This window comes from Lysinibacillus telephonicus (assembly GCF_003966145.1).
Classification (GTDB): Bacteria; Bacillota; Bacilli; order Bacillales_A; family Planococcaceae; genus Ureibacillus; species Ureibacillus telephonicus.
Window position 1 is genome coordinate 20,168 of record NZ_RXNR01000044.1, and the last position, 9,742, is coordinate 29,909.

At 32.4% G+C, this 9,742-nt stretch carries 7 protein-coding genes; 5 read left to right on the plus strand and 2 right to left on the minus strand.

The features are described 5' to 3' along the window. Position 1 precedes the first annotated feature (1 nt). A complete protein-coding gene (locus tag EKG35_RS14185) occupies positions 2 to 802 on the plus strand; it encodes a fumarylacetoacetate hydrolase family protein (protein WP_126295218.1) in 801 nt (266 codons plus the stop codon). Positions 803 to 960: 158 nt separating this feature from the next. Here EKG35_RS14185 and ald read toward each other — a convergent pair whose 3' ends face one another. After that, positions 961 to 2,094 carry an alanine dehydrogenase gene (gene ald / locus EKG35_RS14190; RefSeq protein ID WP_126295211.1) on the minus strand — a complete coding sequence of 378 codons (1,134 nt, stop codon included), beginning with the start codon at positions 2,092 to 2,094 and terminating at the stop codon, positions 961 to 963. A gap of 138 nt (positions 2,095 to 2,232) precedes the next feature. Next, the gene (locus tag EKG35_RS14195) at positions 2,233 to 3,465 is read right to left on the minus strand and encodes a PucR family transcriptional regulator (protein ID WP_126295212.1); all 1,233 of its coding nucleotides are present in this window, start codon (positions 3,463 to 3,465) and stop codon (positions 2,233 to 2,235) included. Positions 3,466 to 3,859: 394 nt separating this feature from the next. Between EKG35_RS14195 and EKG35_RS14200 the strand changes: the two genes are divergently transcribed. The 4 genes from EKG35_RS14200 (at position 3,860) to EKG35_RS14215 (ending at position 9,598) form a co-directional block, all read left to right on the plus strand. Next, positions 3,860 to 5,251, plus strand: coding sequence for an amino acid permease (locus EKG35_RS14200; protein WP_126295213.1), 1,392 nt, complete (start codon positions 3,860 to 3,862; stop codon positions 5,249 to 5,251). A gap of 176 nt (positions 5,252 to 5,427) precedes the next feature. Beyond that, entirely contained in the window at positions 5,428 to 6,198 is a 771-nt protein-coding gene (locus EKG35_RS14205) for a thermonuclease family protein (RefSeq protein WP_126295214.1), read from the plus strand. 784 nt (positions 6,199 to 6,982) lie between these two features. Continuing rightward, positions 6,983 to 7,858 carry a helix-turn-helix domain-containing protein gene (locus EKG35_RS14210; protein ID WP_126295215.1) on the plus strand — a complete coding sequence of 292 codons (876 nt, stop codon included), beginning with the start codon at positions 6,983 to 6,985 and terminating at the stop codon, positions 7,856 to 7,858. A 156-nt stretch (positions 7,859 to 8,014) separates the two neighbouring features. Continuing rightward, positions 8,015 to 9,598 carry a putative bifunctional diguanylate cyclase/phosphodiesterase gene (locus tag EKG35_RS14215; protein WP_126295216.1) on the plus strand — a complete coding sequence of 528 codons (1,584 nt, stop codon included), beginning with the start codon at positions 8,015 to 8,017 and terminating at the stop codon, positions 9,596 to 9,598. Positions 9,599 to 9,742: the final 144 nt, after the last annotated feature.

Genomic DNA, 9,742 nt, shown 5'->3' on the forward strand with positions numbered 1-9,742 from the left:
TATGCAAGTGTTACAAAAATCTCAAACAATTGTGAGATATCAAAAACTAGATGGTAATGTTTTTTATGGACGTGTTGAGGGGAACGAAATTCTACAATTGTCCAAAGATTTTATTGATGTTGTAAATAATGAATTTGAAAATAATGATGGTGAGAGAATTAATTATAGCGATGTTAAAATTCTAGAGCCAGTAGTTCCTTCAAAAATTGTAAACTTTGGTTGGACGTTTACTGAACATGCAATTGAGACTGGTGGAAAAGCAAACCTTAAAGAACCATTTTTATTTTTGAAACCAACATCTTCCTTGATTCCAGATCAAGGCGAAATTATCCTGCCATCAAGCGATTTAACAAATCAGGTAGAAATGGAGGGTGAAGTAGCACTTATTATTGGTAGAAATGGTAAAAATATAAAAGAAGAAGAAGCCCTAGATTACGTTTTTGGCTGTACTGTATTTAATGATGTTACTGCACGAGACTTAACAAAAAGTGATCCGCAATTTACAAGGGGAAAAGGTTTTGATACTTTTGGTCCAATAGGTCCATGTATTGTAACGGGTATAGATCCAACTAATTTAAGAATAACTACAACATTAAATGGTGAAGTTGTACAGGATGGAAATACTAATCAAATGTCACTTTCAATACCTTATCTAATTAGTTGGATTTCACAGGTTATGACTTTAGAACCTGGAGATGTTTTGGCAACTGGCTCCCCTTCAGGAAGTTGCCCAATGAAATCAGGAGATGTTGTAGTTGTTGAGATAGAGAATATTGGTAAGCTTAGTAACTTTGTTAAATAGAGTTTTATTACATTTATTAAAATAACTGTATTCTACTAGTTAACCGTTTTTCCCTAAATTACGGTAATAAATTTTTTCAACCATAATACCATCTCACTGAATAAAAACCCCCTCAATGCACTCTTGAGGGGGAATTATATTATATAGTGAACTAATGATTAGTATGTTGCTAATTCTTTTTCTAGTGCTTTTTCAACAGGTACATATTCATACCCAAGGTCTCTTGCTACAGCTTCATATGTGATTTCACCGTTTGCCACGTTTACACCAAGTTTTAATGCTTGGTTTTCAGCAATCGCTTTGAACACACCTTTGTTTGCAATTTGTAAAGCGTAAGGAACTGTAACGTTTGTTAAAGCAATCGTAGATGTTCTAGGAACAGCACCTGGCATGTTAGCAACAGAGTAGTGAACAACACCGTATTTCTCGAAAGTTGGGTTATCATGAGTAGTTACATGATCGCATGTTACAACGCTGCCGCCTTGGTCGATTGCAACATCCACGATTACAGAGCCAGGCTTCATTGTTTTAACCATTTCTTCTGTTACAAGCTTAGGAGCTTTTGCACCAGGGATTAAAACGGCACCGATTAAAAGATCTGCTTCTTTTACCGCTTCTGCGATATTGAATGGGTTGGACATTAATGTTTTAATTTGATTGCCAAAAATGTCATCTAATTGACGTAAACGGTCAGCACTTACATCAATAATTGTTACATCAGCACCTAAGCCGATTGCAATTTTTGCAGCGTTTGTTCCTACAATACCACCGCCAATAATCGTTACTTTACCGCGGTTTACTCCAGGAACTCCTGCAAGAAGGATACCTTGACCGCCGTTTGTTTTTTGCAGGAATTGTGCACCAATTTGTGCAGCCATACGACCAGCAACTTCACTCATTGGAGTAAGAAGTGGAAGAGTACGATTTACTGCAACTGTTTCATATGCAATAGCGATAACGTCTTTATCTTTAAGTGCCTGTGCTAAAGTAGGTTCAGCAGCCAAGTGCAAGTATGTGAATAAAATTAAGCCAGAACGGAAGTATTGATATTCACTTTCAAGAGGCTCTTTAACCTTCATAATCATTTCAGATTGAGCCCAAACATCTGCTGCATTATCAATAATTTCTGCACCGGCATTAGCGTAATCTTCATTTGTGAATCCGCTTCCAAGTCCAGCATCTTTTTCTACTAATACTTTATGACCAACACTTAAAAATGAAACAACCCCAGCTGGAGTAAGGGCAACGCGATTTTCATTATTTTTAATTTCTTTAGGTACACCGATAATCATATCGTGACTTCCTCCTTTAATAACTTGCTTTTGTATTTCCTTGTGAATTCAGTATAAAATGTTTTAATTGCTTTTTCTTTGTTAATAAAGGAGAAAGATTTTTCACGTTTTTGTTGATTATCACAAAAAGTTCTTTAATTATTTAAATTTCTCTAGCTTAAGGTCAATGTAAAGCGTCATTTTTTGGTTCGGATCTTTGAGATTAATCTCTCCAATTTCACTAATTCGTTTTAGTCGATAATTCAATGTATTCGTATGGACATTCAAGGCTTTTGCCGCTTCATTTACATTGTTATCTTTATTTAAAAAGACTTCCAGCGTTTCTACAAGGTCGCTGTTATGTTTTTCATCGTATTCCTGGAGTTTCTTTAAAGCATGATTTTCATATCCATCATTTGTACGTTTCTCCAAAAGGATATCGATAAATTGATAGATGCCAAGATTTTGATAACCATGAATGTCATTTACTTCAGAGGGGAATCTTTCCTTCATTGATAAAACAATTAACGCTTCACGGTATGCTTTTTCTACTTTTTGATAATCATCGTAAATGCTGCTGAATGCCGGGTTAATTGCCTTTACCCCAAATCGTTCAGCCATCTTTTGTACAAATGTACTAACAAAATCATTTAGTAGATTTAAAGGCTGATCTATGCCCTCAAGAGAAATCAACAATATAAGCTGATGGTGGTCAATTGTATAAAGCGCAGTTTTCAAACGCTGATTCGTTTGTAGAAGGTATGAAATTTGCTTTTCCTCTTCATTTGTTATGTCTTTCTGAAATTGAAGAACAGCGATAGTAAAAGAAGAAGGAGGGCTAATTTGCAGCATCTGAAAGTTATCCATTGTTTCTTTATTTGACTGGATATGTCCTGTAAGCAGCTTCCAGAAGAACTCTTGGAAACGCTCTTCTTTTTTATTTTTTCGGTTTTGCAGCTGTAAAAGCTTATTTTTTGCTGCTTCAGCTGCTTGCTTCAGTAAAACTAAAGCTTGTTCATCTAAATGTTTATCCACTTCTAAAGCCCAAATAAAGCCCAGCACTTCTTCTTTCTTCCATATAGAAACAGCTACACGGTCGCCCAATCCAATTTCATCCAATGTTTTTACACGGATAGGCTCACGGCTTTTTAAGAGAGCAGGAATAACGCCTTCTTTCCAAAGAGCGTTAATGACTTTTTCAGGAACACGTCTGCCTATGATAGTAGATACTCTTGCCGGGTCTGTTCTTTCATCATGTGTGCTATAAGCAATTAGACGATGGTTTGCGTCTTCAATTGTAATAGGACAATGAAGAACTTCACTTACAACATCAGCAAATTCCTCCAAACTATCGAAATTTGATCTAAAAGGATCATTTTTTATAAATGTCATAAGAATCCCTCTTTATTTAATAGATTAGATTGATTTATTTTTATTTTTTGATAATATTAATGTTACGATTTGTCGATTTGTGTAAAACTACAAATATATTACTCGAATTTTGGGTACTTCAACAATAAAAAAGTGTTCACAAAAATGTTAGAATTACGTCAATCTAGTTGAAAAAACTTGTTTATTCGACAATGAAAACGTCATCAAGTAGAATGACGGCGAGAAAATGCAAGTTGTATTCTACCAGATAAGTAATGTTGCTATCTACTGGAAAAAGATTGTAACCATATGTTTACACCATTATAAACGTCATTGTGAATAATGGAAAGCTCATTAACCATGGGGATTATACCTTCATGAAATCATCTTAGACAAGCACATTGGGGGAGAAATTATGCAAAATAATACTTCAAACAAGCAATTACAGCGAGGCTTAGAACAGAGACATATTACGCTTATGTCCTTAGGAGCGGCGATCGGGGTTGGGTTATTCCTTGGTTCCGCATCAGCTATTAAATTAGCAGGACCTGGTATTTTATTTGCGTATGCTTTTAGCGGTATGATCATGTTTTTTATTATGAGAGCCCTTGGTGAAATGGCTATTCAAAAGCCTGTAGCAGGTTCTTTTAGCCAGTATGCCCGCGACTATTTAGGACCGCTTGCAGGCTATATAACTGGATGGAATTATTGGTTTTTATGGGTTGTAACATGTATGGCAGAAATTACGGCAGTAGGAATTTATATGGAATTTTGGTTCCCTGACATTCCTCGCTGGATTTGGGCATTAGCTGCATTAGTTATAATGGCTGCAGTAAATTTCCTTGCTGTAAAAGCATATGGAGAACTTGAATTTTGGTTCGCACTAATTAAAATTGTTACAATTATTTTCATGATTATAGTAGGTATCGGTATAATTGTATTCGGCATTGGAAACGGTGGAATTGCAACTGGCATCAGTAATCTTTGGGAGCATGGTGGGCTTCTTCCAAATGGTATTACCGGGGTACTAATGTCTTTACAAATGGTTATGTTTGCTTTCCTTGGTATTGAAATGATAGGTATTACAGCAGGGGAAGTAAAAAATCCAGAAAAAACATTATCAAAAGCTATCGATACAGTTTTTTGGCGAATTCTTATTTTCTATGTAGGTGCTTTATTCGTTATCATGTCTATTTATCCTTGGACAGAAATTGGTACAAAAGGAAGTCCATTTGTTTTAACTTTTGACAAAATCGGTATTCCAGCAGCTGCGGGAATTATTAACTTTGTTGTTTTAACAGCAGCTCTATCTTCTTGTAATGGAGGTATTTTCAGTACTGCTCGTATGCTATATAACTTAGCTCAAAATGGTGAAGCACCAAAATCATATGCTAAGTTAAACAAGAATGGTGTACCTAGTTTTGCAGTAATTGTTACTGCGGGAGCTTTATTGATTGGTGTAGTTTTAAACTATCTTGTTCCGGCTAAAGTTTTTACATGGGTAACTAGTATTTCAACATTCGGTGCAATTTGGACTTGGTGTATGATTCTATTATCGCAAATGCGTTATCGTAAAAGTTTAACTTCAGAGCAAAAGAGAGGATTAAAATATAAGCTTCCTTTATATCCATTCACTTCATACTTATCTTTAGCTTTCTTAATTGGAGTAGTTGGATTAATGGCCTTCTTCCCAGATACACGTATTGCCTTAAAAGTTGGGCCGCTTTGGCTAGTTATTTTAGTAGTGTTCTATTATGGAAAAGGGTTTCATAAAAAAATAAAAAAGGATACAATGCATAATTCATAAATAAGTAGATTAATATTAAGAATATTTAAATTTTATAGCTAATATCCCAGTAAAATAAGGATTACTTATTTACTGGGATTTTTTATTGTCTTTTAAAAGTATTAAGCGAATTTAAATGTTATTATTATAAAATATTATTTAAATTGATAAAAAGGATTTTTAAAGAGGTACTGTTTATGAAAAAATGGATTTTTATTTTGTTTACTTTAACAATTATAAGTGGCTGTAGTCTATCTAATGTTAAAGAAGAGGCGACTGTTAAGACAGTAGAATCAAATGATGATAATTCTTCATATGATATATCTTCATTTAAAGAATTCCCGCTGGTAAGCGTCGTGGACGGAGATACGATTAAAATACTTTATAATGGATCAACGGAATTGGTTCGTTTCTTATTAGTAGATACTCCAGAAACGAATCATCCTACTTTAGGGCAGCAGCCATATGGAGAAGAAGCAAAGGAATATACAAAAAAATTGTTAGAAGACCAAGAGAGTGTTTATTTAGAATTTGATGTTTCATATCGAGACAAATATAATCGACTTTTAGCTTACATATATACAGAAGATGGGAAGAATGTGCAGGAAGAACTATTAAAGAATGGCCTTGCACGTGTTGCTTATATTTATGAACCGAACACAAAACACGTTGATTGGTTTGAGTCAGTTCAAAAAAATGCACAAAAACAGGCAATAGGTATTTGGTCAATTGAAAATTATGTAACTGACCGAGGTTATGACAAAAGTGTATTTGATGGAACGGATAGTGAAGCTAAAAATAATAATGGCAATGATTCAGCTTGTTTAATAAAGGGCAATATCAATTCAAAAGGAGACAAAATATATCATTCTCCTGGTCAGCAAAATTACGAATCTACTAAACCTGAAGAGATGTTCTGCACCGCAGAGGAAGCAGAAACGGCAGGATTTAAGGCAGCCCCAAGATAATTTAAGCTCACGAGTAAATGAGAACTAATCATTAGTTCAAAATTTACTTGTGAGTTTTTTTGGCAATCATGAAAACAATTAATATGTAAGATATAAATGATTTTGAATCAAAAAATGTAGAAGCTTATGATATTACGTACTATATTATATTTATACACCTTTAAATGATAGAGTTCCTGAAATATAGATGGGTGATTGAAGATGAGATAGCATGAGCTAGACAATGACCTCTAAGTTTGGACACTGTGAGAGTTATTAGTGAAATAGTATAAAAATCTACTAATTTAAATAGTCTAAAGCGACTCAAAATATTTAAACTCACTAGAAAAAGTGGACTAAAGAAATAGTTAGAAAAAAATTTCTAGAATTTAGTTCATAAATATACTAGTGAGTTTTTATTGGTACTTATGAAATATTAGAAACTTAATTATGTAAAAGTATTGGGAAAATTCGTATAATGGAAATTATAGTACCTTTTTATCATGTATAATAGAAATAAAAAAAGTCCCCTACATAATAGGGGGAAAAAATAATTGATTTGCGTAAAAAGGTAATAGAATAATTTTAAAAATTTAGAAGCCTACTAACCAAATAAGAGGTTCTACTACTGTTCCTGCAGCAACTAGAGTAACTGCAAATAAAAGCTTAGTGATTGTAGAGTACTTTTTCATAGTTTCCTCAATCCTCCTTTTATACTATTTGATTAAATTGTAATAGAAAAGGAAAATATAAAAATATAATGTAAACTAAATTATACATAATTTTAAACAGGGGGACAGATAACATGGAAATAGGGCAAGTTATTAGAAAAATTCGTAAAAATAAAAACATTACACAACAACAACTTGCAGATGCGATTAATATGACTCGTCCATATATTGCCCGAATTGAATCGGGTAAAAATAGCATTTCCTCAGATAAACTTACAGAAATACTTGATTATTGTAATGTTACATACAATGAGTTTTTTTATATGAAAAATGACTACAAAATTGCATCAAAAATGAATGAATTTAATTATGTCTTAAAGTTGTATTATGCAAACAAGATTAATGAAATATCAATCATGAAAAAGGGAATAAGAGAAAAATATGAGGGTAACGGAGATATTTTTCTAAGACATTTATATATTTTATGTCATTGTATCGAAAATGGATTTGAGCTTAATAGTATTAAAGAAGAATATATTAATGAAATTTCTGATTATTTATTAAGTATCGACGATTGGAGTTATTATGAGTTAGTTATTTTAAATAACTTTATTTTTCTCTTCCCTCCATCAACGGCCTTTTTAATGACAAAAAATTTATTGAATCGAGCAGAAAAGTTTAATGATTTTAATTCAGATACTAAAATAATGAGTTATTTATTTTTCAATCTTCTAGAATTTAGTATTAAATATGAAGGCTACCAATATTCGAGGATAGTATTGGAGGCAGCAAAAAAATATTTTACAGAAAGCTCTCAATTTTTTGAGCAGACATTAATTATTTTCTATGAAGGAATGATTGATATTATCGATCATTCAATTTCTAAAGGAATAGAAAAGTGTAACAAAGCGTTTACTATTTTCCAAACTTTGGGGCATCAATCAATTTATGAAAAATATAAAAAAGACCTAGATCAGTTAATTAATAAAACGATGAGTACTAAAGCATAAAATCAATAGTATAAAATAATGCACAAAAAAATAATGGGTCAAACTTATGTAGTTAAATAAAAATAACTATAGATGATAATATTTCATTATTGCTATGTACCTATAAATATATCTCTATTTGTTTAGTGATTTTGATATATAACTAAGGAGAAAATAATGGGAATAAATAATAGTTATTTTTATTGGTTTAGAAATAAATTGATCTATATATTGGTGAGCATTATTTTAATTACGTTAATGATATTTATATTATTAAATATTCAACTAACAAGCATTTATGGCATCATTTTTTCGTTAGTTATTATTGCACAAATATGGTTAGTTTCCTCTGTGAAATTACTGCCGCAAGATGTCGTTCAAAAGTTGGAAGATACAGAAAAGAGTTTAAAAAAAGCCGAGAACGAAAAGTATTATTTAACTTTTTATGACGGCATTACAAAACTGCCAAATGAACGATTGCTTTTAGAAAAAGTTAAAGAAAAAACAACAGAAAAAGCAGTTCTCGTAATTGATATCAATAGATTGCAAGCGATTAAATCTTCAATAGGGTATAGTTGCTCAAATTATTTATTAAAAATGATTGCAGAACGATTGCGACAGCATTTACCAAACGACTACTTTATTGGGAAATTGCATGAAGATCAGTTTGTATTGCTTATTGAAAACCAAAATGATCAATCAGTTATAGAATCATTTTGTAATAAGCTTATTGAAATAATGGCACAGCCATTTGATATACATCATTATTCATTCAATATAAGTATAAATATTGGTGTTGCCATGTACCCTGAAAACGTGCAAATCGAAGAGAATTTAGTTAAATCAGCGCAATTAGCAATGTTGGAAGCAACAAATACTCTTGAACATATAGGATTTTATAAGCCGTCAATGCTATTGAAAAGAGAAGAGCAATTAAAATTAGAAAATGATTTATATAAAGCAGTTCAAAATAAAGAATTACATCTTTATTATCAGCCCCAGTTAAATTTAAAAACTAAACAGTTAATTTCGATGGAGGCTCTTGTAAGATGGAAACATCCGGAGAAGGGGTTGATCCCTCCAGCTGACTTTATTCCACTTGCTGAGGAATCAGGGTTAATTGTTCCTATTGGAAAGTGGGTTTTAGAAACAGCATGTCGTCAAACAATGGAATTGCAACAGCTAATTCAACGACCTATAAAAGTAGCTGTAAATTTATCAAGGAAGCAACTTGTTCAGGATAATTTTGTTCAAATAGTTGAAAATATTTTAGAAGCGACAAAATTAGCTCCTGAGTATTTACAGTTAGAAATAACAGAAAGTATGACGATGAATACTAAATATGTGTTGCCAATTTTGCACGATTTAAAAAAGCTGGGGGTTTCTATTGCTTTAGATGATTTCGGGAAGGGATACTCATCACTCGCGTACTTAAGGGATTTGCCAATTGATTGCTTAAAAATTGATCGAGAATTTGTAAAAAAAGTCGATGAAAACGCACAAGAACCATTATTAGATATGATAATTTCAATGGCAAAGCATTTAAATTTGCAAGTTGTTGCAGAAGGAATTGAAAAAATGGAGCAATTTAATTATTTGCTAAACAGCGAGTGTGATGCAGTTCAAGGCTTTTTGATAAGCAAGCCAACCCCATTTGAGAGCATAAAGGAAAACTGCAAACGCATCATAGATGAATACAAAATAATACAGTGTAGTATTCAATCACATTACTATGGATTAATTAAAGAAATATTTAAATAAAAGGCCATCCGAATTTCGGATGGCCTCAGACTGTAGACAAACTCGAAAATTCGAGTTTGCCTACAGTCTTTTTTCTTTTAAAATAAAATTAATAACCCTTTTTGAATAAGTTAGTTGATTTCCGTTTCGGCGGACGCTTTCCGC